The following is a 17,513-nucleotide window of genomic DNA, read 5'->3' on the forward strand; positions in this document are numbered from 1 at the left end:
CACGCCGCCATCAGGCAGGGTTTCCTCGATCAACTGACCGAGGTCGTTCCAGGCAAACACATGCCGGCCAGCGTCCGGATAACGGATCGACAGCAGCCGCCCCTGGGGGTCGTAGTGGTAGTGGGTGACCTGGCCGTCGGGATCGACCGCCTCGGTGACATCGCCCTGAGGATTGCGCCGGTAGGTCCACACCGCCTCGCCACGGGTGCGGCGGTGCAGGAAACCGTGGCGGTAGTCGTAGGACGTTGGCGCGTCTTCGGGAGGAAGCAGCGCCACCAACCGTCCGGCAGCGTCGTAGAGGTATTCGGTGACGGCGCCAAGCGGATCCTGTTCGGCAATCAGCCGCCCCTGGACGTCATAGCGCTTGAGGTGTTCAGCACCGCTGGCCTCGACCTTGCGCACCAGCCGCGCACTGTCGTCGTGGACGTAAACCTCTTCGGTGCCATCGACGTATTGCACCGTGACGCGGCCGGCGTCATCCCAGACGTAGCGGGTGTCCATCTGCGCAAACGACGCCCAGTGGCGTACGCAGCGTGCTGCCTTTCCGGTCCGTTCCCATTCCCAGAAGAAGCTCGCGCCGCCGCTCAACTGGCGTTGCAGGATGACGTGGGCGTCGTCGTAGTCGTAGCGTTCGCTGTCGCCAACGGCGTTGGTGGCTTCGAGCAGGCGATGGCGGGCGTCGTAGCGATAACTGACCAGCGTCTGCTCGGTGTGCCAGGCCTCTTCAAGGCTCGGTGCGGGCCGAAAGCTCTGGTAGTCGATGCCGATCAGATGGGCGCGGTCATAACGCAACAACAGCGCGCGACCGGCGCCGTTGTCCAGCCGCTGAACACGGTCCTGGCGGTCGCGGCTGATGCGCAAGCGGTTGTCGTACGCATCACTGATCGCCGTCAGACGCCCACTGCGAAAGTGATAAAACCGCGCCGTTTCCCCCGCCAGCGCAAGGATCAATTCCTCCGCTTCATCCCCGAGAAAAATCGCCGCCCGCGACAGACTGTTGTGAATCGCCGGGCGCTCGGCACTCGGCAGCGGAAACCGCATGCGCCGGTTTTCGTGGTCGATCCAGACCACGCTGTCGCCCTCGATCGCCAGCCGATGGGCCAACGAATGGCTCCAGCCATGGCCGAGGCCGATATCGATTTCGGCGGCACTGGTGCGGTACAGGCGGGTGAACTCGAACGGCAGCAATCCGTCGAGCACACCGTCGGTCAACGTCAGCAGCTCTTCGCCGGTGACCATTGACACCGGGCAGCCGTTGGTGCAGGTCAGCGGGGCGCAATCGGCGCTGTCGCCGTTGGGGTTTTTCGCCTGCTCGGACTGGTCGTGGTGAGGCTCGTCTTTCTTCAGCGAGGTGTTGCGCTTTGCATCCCAGCGCAGTTGCAGGTGGCCTTTTTTCAGGCTGGCCGCAATGCCTCGGGCGGCGACGGTTTTGTACTGGTTTACATAACCGATGAAGGTAGTGACGATGCCGAACATCGCCTTGACCAGACGGCTGACCGCCGACAGTAACCGGGCGCCGCGCTCCCCCAGACGCAATGTCAGATAAGCGATTCCCGCACCGGCACCGACAAACGTCAGCACAACGCCGATCAACACATCGATGAGTAGTTGCACCACCACCATCGATACGGCTTCAGCGGTTTTCCCGGCGACTTCGCTGGGCGGCAGCATTTCCAGCCAAAGGCTGGCCGTGCGCAATAGCAGGCATAGCGCCGCTTCGTCGCTGACCAGCAATTGAAGCTTTTCCATCATTTCAGGGGCGGTTTGCGCCAGCTCGATCAACTGCGCAGCCGCATCGCCCAGCCGCTCGGCAAACTTGCCAGGATCCTGAAGAATCTCCGACAGCAAACCGATGCTGCCCCAAACGCCCTCGATCGCCGACCAGCTCCCGGCCAGCAGGCCATTGCCCGCCGCCGTCGCGACCTCCTGCGACCACTGCGGTCTGAAGCCCCGCCACTCGCTGCGCAACCAGCTATCCAGTTGCTGAGTCAGGCCATCGTAGGACTCAAAAAGCGCGTCCATCTGCCCGGTGCTGACTTCGCCATGCACCCGTACCCGATAGGACTCGCCGGCCTTGCCGTGAAATACGCCCTGACCCTGGGCATCCAGGGTGACCGGCATCACCTCCCTGCTCCCCACCGTCACCACATCGACAACGATGTCGCCCAGCGGAATGTCGTAGACCGATTCGAACTTGCTTTCGATCAGCATTGGCCCGGTTTTCGAGCATTGAATGACGGCGGAGGAAAATTGGCTGTCGTCACTGCTGACAGTTGTGCGGGTCTCCCCGAAACGGATGACCCGCTCCATGCCCATCAGCGACGGCAGGTCGGCGGCATGACTGATCTGGTCGGCCGAGCGGCTGAGCCAGTGCTTGAGTTGCTCGCGGTAGAGGCTGAGGGTGTCGGGAAAGCTGTCGAGTTCCTGCTCAATGCGGGTGACGGCTTCCATCAGCGCATTCCCGTGCGCAAGGCGAAATGAAAAACCGGGTCAAACATGAGCGTTCCCTCGCACAGAAATTAGGCGCGAGGACTTTGCAGTGGATCTGTCGGTAAAGAAGTCAGGCAAGTAAGCAGGGGCTGTAGGAGAAATCTGCGAATCAGAGTCGCCAAACAACGGATGCAAAAACGGGGCGGGAGGTTTCCCTCACGCCCCGTTCAGGGATCTTTTCAATGGCTTATGGCGAACGGTCCCGGCCCGCCAACTCTTTCAACTTGAGCTCCGCCAGCGGATGCCCGGCCCTGACGGCCATTTCCCACCAGCGTTGCGCTTGCGCGGGATCCGGCGCCTGACTCGGCGTACCGGCAAGGCTGATGACACCGACCTGATACGCCGCCTTGCCATCCCCGGCCAGCGCCGCCAGACGCAGCAAGCGCACGCCCTCCTCGCGCGCGCCCAAGCCAACACCACGAAACGTCAGGATGTGCCCGTAAAAGCCTTGCGCGCCGACATCACCGAGATTGGCCATGCGCGCGAACTGCCCTTCCAGCCATCGCCAGCCACGCGGCTGACGGACAAACCACGACCAGTGAAACAGCCGGCGGGCGAGCCAGTAACCGGCCCGCGCCTTGAGTCGTAAAAACACTCAGGCTTCCGCCGACTCGGGGTATTCATATTCGAATACCCGCACCACTTCCGAGGCGTGCCAGGAGGCGGCGGCAACCCCGTCGGATGGCCCGGAAAACCGCCCCAGGCGTTCGACACACTCAAAAAAACCGGTACGTGGCAGGCGACTGGCCCCCTGACTGATCACCAGCGAGCTGCGCAGCGGCTGCTCGGCCTTTGCATCCAGCGCGGCCAGGTGTTCGAGTGCGGCGGTCAGGGTCTGCATGGCCGGCGTCGGCAGTTGCAAGCGTTCGAGCAAGGCTCGATAAGTCAGAAGATGGCGCTGCCTGCGCGCCTGATCAAGCTCCCCCAGCAATCCGTCCCAATGTTGACGACTGATGCGTACGCTCACGATTGTTCCCTCCACCCTGGCACCGTCAATTCCCAGGCCAGGCTGCGGCGAATCGCGGCGTCGGGCTGACGCTCGCCACTTTCGATCATGGCCAGGTAAGACGGGCTGATGCCTACCGTGCGGGCCAGCGCCTCGATGGCGATGCCCTTCCCTTCGCGCAAACTGCGTAATTGATCCAGACCTGGAAGAATCGGGTCTGAGGTGGCCGCGACAGGCGCTGCGGCCGGACGCGACGGTGTTTCGTTGATGCCTGCTGCTTTCAGTAGAGCCTGATACTGAGCCCACGGCAGAACCGCGTATTCGGGTTCGCCGTCGCGTGCAATTATCTGAATATCCATGACTACCCCGTAGGACAACAACACTTAGCGAGTCGGCACTTTTCCCTAGAAGTGTAATCCTAACAGCGGCCAAGGTCGTGGGGGGTATCTATCTGTGTAAGAGGCTGTCGCCATTCAGGACTTTTTCGGCCCTTGAAGTTGAAGTTGTTCAGGCGTATCGGGCAGGCGTTCGACGACTTTGAGCTTTTCCGGCGACTGTCGATTGCGCCACATGCGGAATGCGCTGAGCTCATCGTCGAGGGTTTTCATCAGCCACGCGAGTACGGCGATGTCGTCGAGCATGCCGAAAACGGGAATGAAGTCCGGGATCGCATCCACCGGGCTCAGGAAATACATCAATCCTGCCACCACCGAGACGATCGCCTTGGGGCTGATCGCCCGGTACTCGCCACGCCAGTAGGCCAGGCACAAGGCCTGGAGCAAACGCAGATCATCCTTCAATTTGCCCAGTCGATTGCCTTGCGCCGCGCCTTTGCTCGCCACGGCGAACAGCAGCGTCGGCAAGCGGCCCCGGGCAAGAAGGCGTCCGGCCAAGGGAAGGAATCGGGCGAAATTCCACGGAGCTTTCATCTATTTTTCCCGTTGAAATGTTATCCACACAAATTGTGGATAACCTTGTGAACAGAGCTGCATTTCAGCGCTGAGAGCCCCGTTTCATAAGGGCTGCGCTCAGATCGGGCGTTTTTTACTCACATAAAAAACCCCAATATTTCATTGACTTGGCGGCTCGGGGCGTCTAGCGCGGGCAGCCTCAAAGTCTAGGACTGCCCTGACGCCCATCGGTTCGCTCTGTTTACGCTGGCCTTCGACCAGATGCAACAACGCCCCGCATAAGCGAGGCGTTGTTGTTGAAACCGGTGCCGATTACTTGGCAGCGGCGTCTTCTTTGGCTGGATCCTTGATGGCCAGCAGTTCCAGGTCGAAAACCAGAACCGAGTTGGCCGGAATCGCCGGGCTCGGGCTTTGTGCGCCGTAAGCCAGGTCGCTAGGGATGTACAGCTTGTACTTCTCGCCAACGTGCATCAGTTGCAGACCTTCGACCCAACCCGGGATCACACCGCTGACCGGCAGATCGATCGGGCTGCCGCGCTCGACGGAGCTGTCGAATACGGTGCCGTTGGTCAGCTTGCCGGTGTAGTGAACAGTCACTACGTCGGTAGGCTTGGGCTGTGGGCCGTCGGCTTTCTTGACCACTTCGTACTGCAGACCGGAAGCGGTGGTGGTCACGCCGGCTTTCTTGCCATTTTCTTCGAGGAACTTCTTGCCGGCGGCTGCCGACTCTTCGCTCATCTTGGCCATACGCTCTTCAGCACGCTTTTGCAGCGCGGCGAAGGCTTCGACCAGTTCTTCGTCTTTCAGCTTCTGTTCTTTCTTGCCGACGGCATCTTCGATGCCCTGGGCTACCGCTTTGGAGTCCAGATCATCCATGCCTTCCTGAGCAAGGCTTTTGCCCATGTTCAGGCCGATACCGTAGGAAGCTTTTTGCGCCGGGGTTTTCAGCTCTACGCTGGTCTGCGAATCGCAACCCGCGAGGACCAGGCTAACCAGGGCAACCGCCGCCGCCAACCGATGCTGTTTCATGCTATTTCCTTGTTCATGCGCCGAAAGGGCAATCGAGTAAAGCCGCGAGCTTATCAGGCCGCCACGACCAATGGCTACCGGCATGAGAGCAGGAAACCGCTGATAAGTTCAGGGATTAAAACGCATTTTGAAAAACCGACGATGAAGCTTCTGTCATCTTGCTCCGACAACGATTGATGCCGCTTCCCACAACACTTGGCGTAATGGCCACTTGCCGCATGCAGCCACCTCAGGCATAACAGCGCAATAACTCGACAAGGATGTTTATCTTGCGCCTCTTATTCCGTGCTCTGACCCTGATCGTGGTGCTGCTGGGACTCGTCCTCGCGGTGGTTCTGTATTACGTCGCCAATCCCAAACTACCCTTCTATACCCCCGTGCAACAGGTGCATTACCTGAAGCAATGGACGGATGACGAGCGCCAGACGTACTACTTCACGCCGCAAGGCACCCAGGTCAAAGGCTTGCGCTACGAGTGGTTCCAGGCCCTGGAGCTGCCATTCTCGAAACAGCGTTTCGCCTCTCCCGAATACCTCGCACGCTTCGGCTTTCTGGTCGATCCGCAACAGAAAGCCACGCCGCAGAACCCCGGCAATCTGCCGGTAGGTTTTACCCGTCATCAGAACCCCGGCAGCCAGGAGCAATACCTGGACATCACTTGCGCCGCCTGCCACACCGGCGAATTGCGCTTCAAAGGCCAGGCCGTGCGCATTGACGGTGGTGCGGCGCAGCATGTGTTGCCTTCCAGTGTTCCTACATTGCGCGGCGGCAGTTTCGGACAGGCGCTGGTCGCCAGTCTTGTATCGACTTACTACAACCCGTGGAAATTCGAATCCTTTGCTCGCACGGTGCTCGGCGATGAGTACGACGCGCGCCACGAACAACTGCGCAAGGATTTCAAAGTTTCGCTGAACACCTTCCTCAAAGTGGCCTGGAACGATACCCATCGCGGCCTCTACCCGACCGAGGAAGGCCCCGGCCGCACCGACGCTTTCGGGCGAATCGCCAACGCGACCTTCGGTGACGCCATCTCTCCGGCCAACTACCGTGTGGCGAACGCCCCGGTGGATTACCCGCAGTTGTGGGACATGTGGACGTTCGACTGGGTGCAGTGGAACGGCTCGGCCCAGCAGCCGATGGCGCGCAACATCGGCGAGGCATTGGGCGTCGGCGCCACCCTGAACTTTTTCGACGCCAACGGTCAGCCGCTGCAAGGCGATGCACGGTATGCGTCCAGTGTCCGCGTGCGCGACCTGCACACCATCGAAGAAACCCTGCAAAAACTTCAGCCACCGGCCTGGCCGGAGGATGTGCTGGGCGCGGTCGACAAGCCCCTGGCAGCCAAGGGCCGTGCGCTGTTTGCCGAAAACTGCGCCGGTTGCCACGTCCCACGGGTGACCCAGGAGGGCGAACGCTGGGTTCAGCATCTGCACATGTTGCCGGTGGACGTCATCGGCACCGATCCGGGCGCGGCCAACAACATTGCCAACCACCGTTTCGACCTGACCGCGCTGCAGTGGGATCCGAAAGAACTCGAGCAGATGGACGTGAAGTTGCACCCCACACCCAAGGAACCGCTGGACCTGAGCCAGTTGTCGGTGGCCAAGGGCCTGGCCTACGTCACCGCGTTTGTCGAAGAACGCGCCTACCGCGAGGCCGGGGTGAAGACGCCCGAGGAAAAATCCCGTCTTGACGGCTTTGGCCTGCCGATCGGTGTCCGCGAAAAAGTCGCCTACAAGGCCCGTCCGCTGGCCGGCGTATGGGCGACGGCGCCGTTTCTGCACAACGGCTCGGTGCCGAGCCTCTATCAGTTGCTGTCACCGCAGGATGAGCGCGCCACCACCTTCTACAAAGGCACCTTCGAATACGATCCGCGCCATCTGGGCTATCGCACCGAAGCCTTCACCAATGGCTTTCTGTTCGACACGCGAGTGACCGGCAACCACAACAGCGGCCATGAATTCCGCGCCGGCGAACGCGGCAACGGGGTCATCGGCCGGCTATTGCAGCCGGAGGAACGCTGGGCGCTGCTGGAGTATCTGAAAGTGCTGGGCGGCCCGCTGGAGGCGCAACTGCCATGATGATCAACTCGTTCAGGAAGCCATCGATGCTCGCGCGGTTCTGGCTATGGCTGGGCCGACTTCTGGGCAAAACCCTGCTGGTTTTGCTGGTGATCGGCCTGATCGGCTGGGGATTGTCGGCGGCTTGGTTCGCTTGGCAGCACCGTGGTCCGGTGTCGGCGCAGGAGCAGATTCCGGAGGGCGAAGCGGCGATGACGCAGTCTGTGATCCAGACAGCCGTGCGCATCGTCGATCAACATCGGGAAAGCACGCGCTACCTGCGCGATGCCCATGCCAAGGCCCATGGTTGCGTGAAAGCCCAGGTGCAAGTGCTGCCGGATCTGGCTCAGGAGCTGCGTCGAGGCGTGTTCAGCGAACCAGGGAAGATTTGGCAAGCAACGATGCGCCTGTCCAACGGCAACGCCTATCCGCAGTTCGACAGCATGCGCGATGCCCGGGGCATGGCGATCAAACTGCATGATGTGCAGGGCCAATCGCTGCTCGACGATCGCCAGGGCCTGCATGAACAGGACTTCGTGATGTTCAGCCATCCGAACTTCTTTGTCAGCGATGTCGCCGAGTATCGTCAGAATGTGGCGGCGCAGGCGGACGGGAAAAAGGTCATGGCGTTTTTTCCGGGCTGGGATCCGCGCACCTGGCAGGTGCGCCATCTGTTTATCGCCCTGGCTACGCTCTCCCCGCCCCCGGACAGCCCGACACTGACGACGTACTTTTCGGTCTCGCCGTACAAGTTCGGTGAAGCCAACGCCAAGTTCCGTGTAGCGCCAGATCCGGGCAACTGCCCGGCCTATGCGCTGCCCAAGCAGAATCAGGATCTGCCGAACTTCCTGCGCAGCGCCTTGACCCAGCAATTGTCCACCGATCGCGTACCGGCGTGTTTCGTGTTGCAGATCCAACGCCAGGATGCGCACAAATTCATGCCCATCGAAGACACCAGCATCGAGTGGCGCGAGCAGGATGCCGCGTTCGAAACCGTGGCGCGCATTACCCTGCCACCGCAGGACTTCGACACCCCGGCGCTGAACCTGCAATGCGACAACCTGTCGTTCAATCCGTGGTTCGGCATCGAAGCCCATCGCCCCATCGGCGGGATCAACCGACTGCGTAAGGCGGTATATGAAGCCGTAAGCGATTACCGGCATAGCCGTAACGCCAGCCAGTGACCGCGACAGAAACGAAAAAAGCGACCGGATGGTCGCTTTTTTCATGCCCGGCCAGGCAAAAGCCAATCGCCAGACAGCAGAAAGCCCGCACATGGCGGGCTTTCTGGGGTGACCTGGCGTTCAGTGGTCCAGGTTACCGAATATGGCGCAGCGGACGGGACTCGAACCCGCGACCCCCGGCGTGACAGGCCGGTATTCTAACCGACTGAACTACCGCTGCGCGAAACGCTTGAAACGAATGGTGGGTGATGACGGGATCGAACCGCCGACATTCTGCTTGTAAGGCAGACGCTCTCCCAGCTGAGCTAATCACCCTTCGCTTCGTTACGGGATGCATTATGCCACAAGTTTTCGTAAAGTGTTGATTTAATTGAAGTTTTTTTCAAAAAAATCTGAAAACCGGTGAAACGACACATCCCGCGGAACAACGTACAAACTTGAGACAGAAAAAAACCCGCCTCAGCGGGTTTTCCGTGGTGACCTGGCGTTCAGTGGTCCAGGTTACCGAATATGGCGCAGCGGACGGGACTCGAACCCGCGACCCCCGGCGTGACAGGCCGGTATTCTAACCGACTGAACTACCGCTGCGCTAAACACTTGAAACGAATGGTGGGTGATGACGGGATCGAACCGCCGACATTCTGCTTGTAAGGCAGACGCTCTCCCAGCTGAGCTAATCACCCTTCGCTTCGGTGTGGCGCGCATTCTACGGAGCGACCCAACCTCTGGCAAGCACTTTTTTAATTAATTTTCTCAGGCCTTCCAAAGGGTTAGAGAAGGGTTGGCCTATGACACGGCGAGGACAATAATGCCCCCCTTTGTATAAAGGAGAGACTCACCCCATGTGGTTCAAAAACCTGCTGATCTATCGCCTGACCCAAGACCTGCCTGTCGATGCCGAGGCGCTGGAAGCTGCACTGGCCACCAAACTGGCGCGTCCGTGTGCAAGCCAGGAGTTGACCACTTACGGTTTCGTCGCGCCGTTCGGCAAGGGCGAAGATGCTCCACTGGTACACGTCAGCGGGGATTTCCTGCTGGTGTCCGCCCGTAAAGAAGAACGCATTCTGCCGGGCAGCGTCGTGCGCGACGCGGTCAAGGAAAAGGTCGAAGAAATCGAAGCCGAGCAGATGCGCAAGGTCTATAAGAAGGAACGCGACCAGATCAAGGATGAAATCATCCAGGCCTTCCTGCCGCGCGCCTTTATCCGTCGCTCGTCGACCTTCGCCGCCATCGCGCCGAAACAGGGCCTGATCCTGGTTAACTCCGCCAGCCCGAAACGCGCCGAAGACCTGCTGTCCACCCTGCGTGAAGTGATCGGCACCTTGCCGGTTCGTCCGCTGACCGTGAAAACCGCGCCGACCGCCGTGATGACCGAGTGGGTCACCACCCAGCAAGCCGCACCGGACTTCTTCGTCCTCGACGAATGCGAACTGCGCGATACCCACGAAGATGGCGGAATCGTGCGCTGCAAGCGTCAGGACCTGACCAGCGAAGAAATCCAGCTGCACCTGAGCACCGGCAAGGTGGTCACGCAACTGTCGCTGGCCTGGCAGGACAAGCTGTCGTTCATGCTCGACGACAAGATGACCGTCAAGCGTCTGAAGTTCGAAGACCTGCTGCAGGATCAGGCGGAACAGGACGGCGGCGACGAGGCCCTCGGCCAACTGGACGCCAGCTTCACCCTGATGATGCTGACCTTTGGCGATTTCCTGCCGGCGCTGATCGAGGCGTTGGGCGGTGAAGAAATTCCGCAGGGGATCTAAACCCTTGTGAAGTCCGACAGTGGGAGCGGGGTTGCTTGCGAAGGCGGTGTGTCATTTAACGTATTGGCAGACCTGACGCTTTTGCGGGCAAACCCGCTCCCACTTTGTTTTTTAGCGTGACCAATAATAAGGATCAGGCCATGCGCGCACTGGCAGCACTGAGCCGCTTTGTCGGCAACACCTTCGCTTACTGGGTTCTGATTTTCGCCGTGATTGCGTTCCTGCAACCAGCGTGGTTCCTCGGCCTCAAGGGCGCCATCGTGCCATTGCTCGGCCTGGTGATGTTCGGCATGGGCCTGACCCTCAAACTCGACGACTTCGCCGCCGTCGCGCGCCACCCGTGGCGTGTGGCACTGGGCGTGGTTGCACATTTCGTGATCATGCCCGGCATGGCCTGGCTGCTCTGCCAGGTGTTCCACCTGCCACCGGAAATTGCCGTCGGGGTGATTCTGGTCGGCTGCTGCCCGAGCGGCACCTCCTCGAACGTCATGACCTGGCTGGCCCGGGGCGACCTCGCGCTGTCGGTGGCCATCGCCGCCGTCACCACCCTCCTCGCCCCGCTGCTGACCCCGGCGCTGATCTGGCTGCTGGCTTCGGCCTGGTTGCCGGTGTCGTTCATGGAGCTGTTCTGGTCGATCCTGCAAGTGGTGCTGCTGCCGATCATCCTTGGCGTGGTCGCACAGCGACTGCTGGGCGACAAGGTCCGGCATGCGGTGGACGTGTTGCCGCTGGTATCGGTGATCAGCATCGTGATTATCGTGGCGGCCGTGGTTGCCGCCAGCCAGGCGAAAATCGCCGAGTCCGGCCTGCTGATCATGGCCGTGGTGATGTTGCACAACAGCTTCGGCTACTTGCTGGGCTACTTCACCGGGCGCCTGTTCGGCTTGCCATTGGCGCAACGCAAATCGCTGGCACTGGAAGTCGGCATGCAGAACTCCGGGCTCGGCGCCGCGCTGGCGAGCGCGCACTTCTCGCCGCTGGCGGCGGTGCCGAGTGCGCTGTTCAGTGTCTGGCACAACATTTCCGGCGCGCTGCTCTCGACGTACTTCCGGCGGATGAGTGAAAAGCAGGATCGCGAAGAACTGGCGCAACGGGTTGCCGACTGAGCCCGCAACGTCCCCGGGATGATTTTTCGGTAGTATGGGCGCCACGCGGGGACGACCCTGCGGCTCGATCGAGTCATTATCCTGGGGACGACCCCGTCATTGATGGAGGTCTTTCATGTCCTGGATCATTCTGTTTTTTGCCGGTCTGTTCGAAGTCGGCTGGGCCGTCGGCCTGAAATACACCGATGGCTTCAGCCGCCCACTCCCCACCGCCCTCACCGTCGCAGCCATGGCGATCAGCCTTGGCCTGCTGGGGCTGGCGATGAAGGAATTGCCTTTGGGCACGGCTTACGCCATCTGGACCGGGGTCGGTGCCGTGGGCACGGTGATAGCCGGGATCATGCTGTTTGGCGAATCGATGGCATTGATTCGCCTGGCCAGCGTCGCGCTGATCGTGACCGGTTTGATCGGACTGAAAGTCAGCGCCGCCTGACCCCTCCCCGACAAGCCCGCTCCCACTGTAGGAGCGGGCTTGCCCGCGAAGGATCGTCACCGACTACCGAACGGTCCCGCGCAACTCTCCAACCAGGCTCTGCAACTTCGCCGGCTCCGCCGCCTCGACGGCCACCGCCGAACCCGCCACCAGCGTCACCCGCGACCACAAGCGTCGGAACAAGCCCTTGTTCGGATCGCGACTGAAGAAACTCCCCCACAAACCCTGCAACGCCAGCGGAATCACCGGCACCGGCGTCTCTTCGAGAATCCGCGTCAGTCCGCCCTTGAACTCGTTGATCTCGCCGTCGGCGGTCAATTTACCTTCCGGGAAGATGCACACCAGTTCTCCGTCCTTCAGATATTGAGCGATCCGGGTGAAGGCCTTTTCGTAGATCTGGATGTCTTCCTGGCGTCCGGCAATCGGAATCGTCCCCGCCGTGCGGAAGATAAAGTTCAGTACCGGCAGGTTGTAGATCTTGTAGTACATGACAAAGCGAATCGGCCGACGCACCGCGCCGCCAATCAGCAAGGCATCGACGAACGAAACGTGGTTGCACACCAGCAACGCCGCGCCTTCATCGGGGATCGCCTCCAGATTGCGGTGCTCGACGCGGTACATGGAATGGCTGAGCAGCCAGATCATGAAACGCATGCTGAACTCGGGGACGATCTTGAAGATGTAGGCGTTGACGCCGATGTTCAGCAGCGACACCACGAGGAACAGCTGCGGAATCGACAGCTTGGCGATGCTCAGCAGAACGATGGTCACGATGGCCGAAACCACCATGAACAGCGCGTTGAGAATATTGTTGGCGGCAATCACCCGCGCCCGCTCGTTCTCGGCGGTGCGCGACTGGATCAAGGCGTACAGCGGCACGATATAGAAGCCACCGAAAACCCCGAGGCCGAGCACATCGATCAACACCGCCCAGGCATGACCGAACGTCAGCACTTCAATCCAGCTATGGCCGGTGACGCTTTCAGGAATTCCACCGGAGTGCCACCACAGCAGCAGGCCGAACACGGTCAGACCGAACGAGCCAAATGGCACCAGACCGATCTCGACCTTGCGTCCCGAGAGCCGCTCGCAAAGCATCGAACCGAGGGCGATACCCACCGAGAACACGGTGAGAATCAGGGTGACCACGGTTTCGTCACCGTGCATCCACTCCTTGGCGTAGGCCGGGATCTGCGTCAGATAAATCGCCCCGACGAACCAGAACCACGAGTTGCCGACAATCGAGCGCGACACCGCCGGCGTCTGCCCCAGACCCAGCTTCAACGTGGCCCAGGACTGGCTGAAGATGTTCCAGTTCAGGCGCATTTGCGGTGACGCAGCAGCGGCACGGGGAATGCTGCGGCTTGCCAGATAACCCAATACCGCGATGCCGACAATTGCACTCGACACCACCGGCGCGTAATGCGCCGACGACATCATGACCCCGGCGCCGATGGTGCCGGCCAGGATCGCGAGGAACGTGCCCATCTCGACCAGCCCGTTGCCGCCGACCAGTTCGTCCTCGTGCAAGGCTTGCGGCAGGATCGAATACTTCACCGGCCCGAACAGCGCCGAGTGCGTGCCCATGGCGAACAGGGCCACCAGCATCAGCGACAGGTGATCGAACAGGAAACCGACCGATCCCACAGCCATGATGGCGATTTCCGCGAGTTTGATCACACGGATCAACGCGTCCTTGGCGTACTTTTCCCCGAACTGCCCGGCCAGCGCCGAAAACAGGAAGAACGGCAGAATAAACAGCAACGCACACAGGTTGACCCAGATCGAGCGGTCGCCCTCGATGGTCAGGCGATAAAGAATCGCGAGGATCAGCGACTGCTTGAACACGTTGTCATTGAACGCGCCAAGCGACTGCGTGATGAAGAACGGCAGGAAACGCCGGGTGCGAAGCAGGTTGAACTGTGAGGGGTGACTCATCTTCCGTGTGTCCCTGATTTTGCGAAGGTAGAGAGAGGCCTGGATTCTTGTTATTGGAATCTCGAACCGCGATCCAGGCCACACCTTACCTAATCTTTTCAGGTTATTTCTTCAAACCTGCAATACACGGTGAAACAAACAGCTCGCCGCGCCATGCCCCTTGCAGCGTGCGCTTGCCGACAATCAGCCACATCGCCGCCAGCAACGCCACCAACACACAACCGGTCACGCTGAAAAAGCTCAGGTTCAGGACGCTGGCGAGCTTCAGTGTGGTCAGCGAGTAGACGCCCAACGGGAAGGTGAAACCCCACCAGCCAAGATTGAACGGGATACCGTCACGCAGGTAACGCGCGGTGATCAGCAGCGCAGTCAGCATCCACCACAGGCCGAAGCCCCACAGCGTAATACCGGCGATCAGCCCCAGGCCCGAGGCGATTTCACCGATGCCCGGCAAGCCGTTGGCGGCAAAGATCGCCGGTGCATCAGCACCCAGCACCAGCATGCCCAGAGCGCCGGTGCCGATCGGACCGAGGGCCAGCCAGCTCGATGCGGCCATGTTTTCATGAGGCAGTTTATGCAGGGCCATGCGCAGCATCAGAATGGTCAGGATGCTGAACGCCACCGGCACGGAAAAGGCCCAAAGTACGTAACTGGTCACCAGCACCACCATCTGCGCGTGCGCATCGGCCAGATGCGGTGCGAGCAGACCGCCGCTGGCCGCCGCCACTTCCGCCGCGACCACCGGCAGCAACCAGACAGCGGTCATCTGATCGATGCTGTGTTCCTGGCGAGTGAACATCATGTAGGGAATCAGCACGCCGCAGGCCAGCGACATCGCCACGTCCAGCCACCACAGGACTTCTGCAAAATGAATGACGCCGTCGCCCCAGCGCGGCAGGCCGAACACCAGCAAACCGTTGATGATCGTCGCCAGCCCCATGGGGATGGTGCCGAAGAACATCGAGACCGTGGAATGCCCGAAAATCCGCCGCGCCTCGTCGAAAAACAGAATCCAGCGCGCGGTGTAGGCTGCGGTAAACAGCGTGAACAACAGAATGTTGAACAGCCACAACCCTTCGGCCACGGCGTGCAGACCGGGAATGGCGACCGGCAATTGCGCCAGCGCCAGGGCCAGCACACCGGTGCCCATGGTCGCGGCAAACCAGTTCGGGGTGAACTGGCGGATCACTTCACGGGGATGTTGAAGGTGATTGAAGGGCTTGTAGCCTGGCTTGGCGGTGTGGGTGCAAATCATCATGAACTCCTGTCCTCCGTTGAGGTTGAGTCCATGGTAGATCCGAATCGAATATCTATATAACGGGTAATTTCTCTAACTGTTATCTGTTTTGTAGATATGCAGTCAGACGCTGCCTTGCGTCTCGATCACCAGTATCCGCGCCGCGCCTTGCGGATGGGCGACATGCTCGGTGCCGACCGAGGCATAAAAGATGTCGCCGACTTCCAGCAGCGTCTGCTGCTCTTCACCGTTTTCGCGATAGCGCATCTGCACGCGGCCATCGAGCACAACGAACACTTCCTCGCCGTCGTTGACGTGCCATTTGTACGGCTGATCGGTCCAGTGCAGGCGCGTGGTGATGCCGTTCATGTTGGCGATGTCGAGCGCGCCCCAGGCACGCTCGGCGGTGAAGGTCTTGCTGCGGATAATCTTCATGGATCGATCCTTGAGAAGCAGAGCCAGCCAGACTAACCGAATCCGCCAGGCTTATGGAGCGCCGCACGCCTTGGCAGCTGTCGCGCGGAAACTCATCAGCAACGCGCCAACGGCCAGAACGATCAGCACCACACCGTAGACATCGGTAGTGGCGAGCAGCCCCAGGCTGTGAGTGAAGTGCCCGGCCAGCAGCGCCGGCAGGCAGAACGCCAGGTAACTCAGCACGTAAAACGCCGACATCAGCCCGGCGCGCTCATGGGGCAACGCCAGCGGCACCAGGCTGCGTACCGCACCGAGAAACCCGGAGCCGAAACCACAACCGGCCACCAGCGTGCCGAAGAAAAACAGCGACAGGCTGGCGCTGTGTACGCCCAGCAGAATCAAGACGATACCGGCCGGCAACAGGCTCGCCCCCAGTTGCAGCGCTCGAGACGCCAGGCGATTACGCAGGGTGAAAATCATCAGCGCGCCGGTCACGGTCAACGCCGCCACGGTGGCGCCGCCGATCAGATTGGAAGTCGAACCGGTCGCGCTGCGCACCAATGACGGCGCCAGCGATGCGTAAAAACCACCGAGCGCCCAGGTCGCGGTGTTCAGCGGCAGCACGCGCCACAGGGTCGAGCGAGCTTGCACCGGGACATGCAGGGTCGGTCGCAGCGAAGCCCAGGCGCCGGCTTGCGGCGTGACGCTTTCCGGCAGCCGCCAGACGTACAGCGCCTGCACTACAAACAGCGCGAGCAGCAACCAATAGGTCAATTGCAGCGGCGCCGGAGCGAACTCCGCCAGCACCCCACAACCCATCGCCCCCAGCGCCATGCCCAGCAGCGGCGCCACGCTGTTGACCAGCGGCCCCTGCTGGCGATCAGTGTCGAGCAGGGTTGCGCTCAACACAGCGGTGGCCATGCCGGTGGCAAAGCCTTGCAACACCCGCGCGCCGATCAACCAGCTCACGCTGTCGGCATAGATGAACAGCAACATCGCCAGTGCATTCAGCACCACGGCGGTGAAAATCACCGGTTTGCGGCCCAGATGATCCGACAGCGAACCGACCGTCAGCAGCGCGGCCAGCAGACTGAGGGCATAGACGCCGAAGATCAGGGTCAGCACGGCCGCCGAAAAGTGCAGTTGATCCTGATACAGGTGATACAACGGCGTTGGCGCCGTGGAAGCGGCGAGAAAACTCAACAAAGTGATCGCCAGAAACCACAGGCTGGAACGGTTGGAAGCAAGGCTGGTCATGGGCATTCTCCACAAAAGCTAATTTTTTGCTTTTGCCGAGTGTGCGCTCGGCTTGCGCTTAAAGCAAATTCTTTGTGTTAAGGTCTGGCCCATGACTATTAAAGAAAGCAGCCGTCCGGGCGGGCGTAGCGCCCGGGTGCAGGAATCCATTCACAACGCCGTGCGCGCACTCCTCGAAGAGCAGGAGCGCTCGAGCGTGACCGTCCCGCAAATCGCCGCTCGCGCCGGGGTCACACCGTCGACCATTTACCGGCGCTGGGGCGACCTGGCCGCCCTGCTCGCCGATGTCGCCCTCGCCCGCTTGCGTCCTGAAAGCGACCCGCTGGAAACCGGCAGCCTGCGCGGCGATATCCGCGCCTGGGCCGAACAGTATCTGGACGAAATGAGCTCCGAGCCCGGGCGCAATGTCATGCGCGATGTGCAGGCCAGCGCGACACCGGGATTCTGCATCGCGATCATTGCCGACCAGTTGCAGACCATCGTTGAGCGCTTTCCCGATCAGTCGCCGCCGACGGTGGATCACCTGATCAATCTGGTGGTGTCACCAACAGTCTTCCGCATTTTGTTCGCGGTGGCGCCGCTGGAGATCGAGGAACTGCACCGGTTGATCGACATCGCGTTGAAACAGGACTGACGCCTTCGCGGACAAGCTCCCCACATTGGAATGCAGTGCTTTTGTGGGAGTGGGCTTGCCCACGAAGGCGTCCATACAGTCGCCACAGAACCACCCGGTTCCGCACAT

General features: G+C 60.9%; 16 protein-coding genes and 4 tRNA genes. 6 read left to right on the forward strand and 14 right to left on the reverse strand.

Features of this window, described 5'->3' with window-relative positions; translation table 11 throughout:
* The 6 genes from KVQ74_RS15645 to KVQ74_RS15670 form a co-directional block, all read right to left on the reverse strand.
* The coding region (locus tag KVQ74_RS15645; RefSeq protein ID WP_225930040.1) for a DUF6531 domain-containing protein at positions 1-2,451 on the reverse strand (2,451 nt) is incomplete at its 3' end.
* Between the two features lie 226 nt (positions 2,452-2,677).
* Positions 2,678-3,085, reverse strand: a complete 408-nt coding sequence (locus KVQ74_RS15650; RefSeq protein ID WP_217832049.1) for an SEL1-like repeat protein — start codon at positions 3,083-3,085, stop codon at positions 2,678-2,680.
* Positions 3,086-3,457 carry a hypothetical protein gene (locus KVQ74_RS15655; protein ID WP_003223109.1) on the reverse strand — a complete coding sequence of 124 codons (372 nt, stop codon included), beginning with the start codon at positions 3,455-3,457 and terminating at the stop codon, positions 3,086-3,088.
* Positions 3,454-3,795: a helix-turn-helix domain-containing protein gene (locus KVQ74_RS15660; protein WP_217832051.1), complete on the reverse strand. Its 342-nt coding sequence runs from the start codon at positions 3,793-3,795 to the stop codon at positions 3,454-3,456. The genes KVQ74_RS15655 and KVQ74_RS15660 overlap by 4 nt, the downstream gene beginning before the upstream one ends.
* A 114-nt stretch (positions 3,796-3,909) precedes the next feature.
* Positions 3,910-4,365 carry a YkvA family protein gene (locus KVQ74_RS15665; RefSeq protein WP_217832052.1) on the reverse strand — a complete coding sequence of 152 codons (456 nt, stop codon included), beginning with the start codon at positions 4,363-4,365 and terminating at the stop codon, positions 3,910-3,912.
* 294 nt (positions 4,366-4,659) lie between these two features.
* Positions 4,660-5,376: an FKBP-type peptidyl-prolyl cis-trans isomerase gene (locus tag KVQ74_RS15670; RefSeq protein ID WP_007950433.1), complete on the reverse strand. Its 717-nt coding sequence runs from the start codon at positions 5,374-5,376 to the stop codon at positions 4,660-4,662.
* A 269-nt stretch (positions 5,377-5,645) separates the two neighbouring features.
* On the opposite strand from KVQ74_RS15670, the gene KVQ74_RS15675 reads away from it, so the two are divergent.
* Together KVQ74_RS15675 and KVQ74_RS15680 are read left to right on the forward strand one after the other, a co-directional pair.
* The gene (locus KVQ74_RS15675) at positions 5,646-7,457 is read left to right on the forward strand and encodes a di-heme-cytochrome C peroxidase (protein ID WP_217832054.1); all 1,812 of its coding nucleotides are present in this window, start codon (positions 5,646-5,648) and stop codon (positions 7,455-7,457) included.
* Positions 7,458-7,483: 26 nt separating this feature from the next.
* On the forward strand, positions 7,484-8,620 hold the full coding sequence (locus tag KVQ74_RS15680) for a catalase family protein (protein WP_217832273.1): 1,137 nt from the start codon (positions 7,484-7,486) through the stop codon (positions 8,618-8,620).
* Between the two features lie 143 nt (positions 8,621-8,763).
* Here KVQ74_RS15680 and KVQ74_RS15685 read toward each other — a convergent pair.
* From KVQ74_RS15685 to KVQ74_RS15700, 4 genes are all read right to left on the reverse strand, one after another.
* A tRNA-Asp gene (locus KVQ74_RS15685) sits at positions 8,764-8,840 on the reverse strand.
* A gap of 19 nt (positions 8,841-8,859) precedes the next feature.
* Positions 8,860-8,935: transfer RNA gene (locus KVQ74_RS15690), tRNA-Val, on the reverse strand.
* A 196-nt stretch (positions 8,936-9,131) separates the two neighbouring features.
* Positions 9,132-9,208 (reverse strand) — tRNA-Asp (locus KVQ74_RS15695).
* A 19-nt stretch (positions 9,209-9,227) separates the two neighbouring features.
* Positions 9,228-9,303 (reverse strand) — tRNA-Val (locus KVQ74_RS15700).
* A gap of 159 nt (positions 9,304-9,462) precedes the next feature.
* Between KVQ74_RS15700 and rdgC the strand changes: the two genes are divergently transcribed.
* The 3 genes from rdgC to sugE all read left to right on the forward strand — a co-directional run bounded on the left by rdgC (position 9,463) and on the right by sugE (position 11,922).
* The gene (rdgC, locus tag KVQ74_RS15705) at positions 9,463-10,383 is read left to right on the forward strand and encodes a recombination-associated protein RdgC (protein WP_217832055.1); all 921 of its coding nucleotides are present in this window, start codon (positions 9,463-9,465) and stop codon (positions 10,381-10,383) included.
* 140 nt (positions 10,384-10,523) lie between these two features.
* A complete protein-coding gene (locus KVQ74_RS15710; RefSeq protein ID WP_217832056.1) occupies positions 10,524-11,489 on the forward strand; it encodes a bile acid:sodium symporter family protein in 966 nt (321 codons plus the stop codon).
* Positions 11,490-11,604: 115 nt separating this feature from the next.
* A complete protein-coding gene (gene sugE / locus KVQ74_RS15715) occupies positions 11,605-11,922 on the forward strand; it encodes a quaternary ammonium compound efflux SMR transporter SugE (RefSeq protein WP_217832057.1) in 318 nt (105 codons plus the stop codon).
* Positions 11,923-11,985: 63 nt separating this feature from the next.
* Here sugE and KVQ74_RS15720 read toward each other — a convergent pair whose 3' ends face one another.
* The 4 genes from KVQ74_RS15720 to KVQ74_RS15735 all read right to left on the reverse strand — a co-directional run bounded on the left by KVQ74_RS15720 (position 11,986) and on the right by KVQ74_RS15735 (position 16,771).
* Positions 11,986-13,860: an MFS transporter gene (locus KVQ74_RS15720; RefSeq protein ID WP_217832058.1), complete on the reverse strand. Its 1,875-nt coding sequence runs from the start codon at positions 13,858-13,860 to the stop codon at positions 11,986-11,988.
* 103 nt (positions 13,861-13,963) lie between these two features.
* Positions 13,964-15,115, reverse strand: a complete 1,152-nt coding sequence (locus tag KVQ74_RS15725) for a TDT family transporter (protein WP_217832060.1) — start codon at positions 15,113-15,115, stop codon at positions 13,964-13,966.
* A gap of 105 nt (positions 15,116-15,220) precedes the next feature.
* The gene (locus KVQ74_RS15730; RefSeq protein ID WP_217832062.1) at positions 15,221-15,532 is read right to left on the reverse strand and encodes a cupin domain-containing protein; all 312 of its coding nucleotides are present in this window, start codon (positions 15,530-15,532) and stop codon (positions 15,221-15,223) included.
* Between the two features lie 51 nt (positions 15,533-15,583).
* Positions 15,584-16,771 (reverse strand): MFS transporter, encoded by a 1,188-nt coding sequence (locus KVQ74_RS15735; protein ID WP_217832064.1) that lies wholly within the window; start codon positions 16,769-16,771, stop codon positions 15,584-15,586.
* Positions 16,772-16,862: 91 nt separating this feature from the next.
* On the opposite strand from KVQ74_RS15735, the gene KVQ74_RS15740 reads away from it, so the two are divergent.
* Positions 16,863-17,405 carry a TetR/AcrR family transcriptional regulator gene (locus KVQ74_RS15740; protein ID WP_217832067.1) on the forward strand — a complete coding sequence of 181 codons (543 nt, stop codon included), beginning with the start codon at positions 16,863-16,865 and terminating at the stop codon, positions 17,403-17,405.
* The last annotated feature ends 108 nt before the right edge of the window (positions 17,406-17,513 follow it).

Source organism: Pseudomonas botevensis (assembly GCF_019145475.1).
Lineage (GTDB): Bacteria > Pseudomonadota > Gammaproteobacteria > Pseudomonadales > Pseudomonadaceae > Aquipseudomonas > Aquipseudomonas botevensis.